This is a genomic window from Citrobacter sp. TBCS-14 (assembly GCF_005280805.1).
In the GTDB taxonomy this organism is placed as follows: Bacteria; Pseudomonadota; Gammaproteobacteria; order Enterobacterales; family Enterobacteriaceae; genus Citrobacter; species Citrobacter gillenii.
This window is the reverse complement of the sequence record NZ_SZWM01001234.1, coordinates 1-651: the sequence shown is the minus strand read 5'-3', so window position 1 is coordinate 651 and position 651 is coordinate 1. Positions and strand designations below refer to the sequence as shown.

Genomic DNA, 651 nt, shown 5'->3' with positions numbered 1-651 from the left:
AACTTAACCCACCCGCACTTAGCGGCAGTGACATTCTGAAAGTCGTCTACGGTGCCACCTTCCGTTTTGATAAAGAAGCGTTAATCGACGAGCTTAATAGCATGGCCGAGCGCGTACATCTGGAATGGCAGGCAGGGAAACGTCTGGCGTCACGTCCGCGCATCCTGATAACCGGCTGCCCCATTGGCGGCGCGGCAGAGAAAGTCGTTCGTGCCATTGAAGAAAACGGTGGTTGGGTCGTGGGTTATGAAAACTGCACCGGCGCAAAGGCCACCGAACAATGCGTGGCGGAAACCGGCGATGTCTACGACGCGCTGACTGATAAATACCTCGCCATCGGCTGCTCCTGTATTTCTCCTAACGATCAACGCCTGAAAATGCTCAGTCAAATGGTTGAAGAGTANGCAGGCTTGCCACACCTACGCCGTTGAATCACTCGCTATTAAGCGTCACGTACGCCAACAGCACAACATTCCTTATATCGCGATTGAAACCGACTATTCCAGCGCAGATATCGGCCAGCTCAGTACCCGCGTCGCCGCATTCATTGAGATGTTGTGAGAAACGCAGATGACATACTCAATTGGGATTGATTCTGGATCCACGGCGACGAAAGGCGTTTTGCTGGAAGGTAACGTCATCAGACGCCGC

The 651-nt window shown here is 53.1% G+C and carries 2 pseudogenes; both read left to right on the top strand.

Annotated elements, in window-relative coordinates:
• A pseudogene (gene yjiM / locus FDX22_RS26430) lies at positions 1–561 on the top strand (putative 2-hydroxyacyl-CoA dehydratase YjiM); the annotation flags it as partial.
• Between the two features lie 9 nt (positions 562–570).
• Positions 571–651 (top strand): annotated as a pseudogene (locus FDX22_RS32260) (hypothetical protein); the annotation flags it as partial.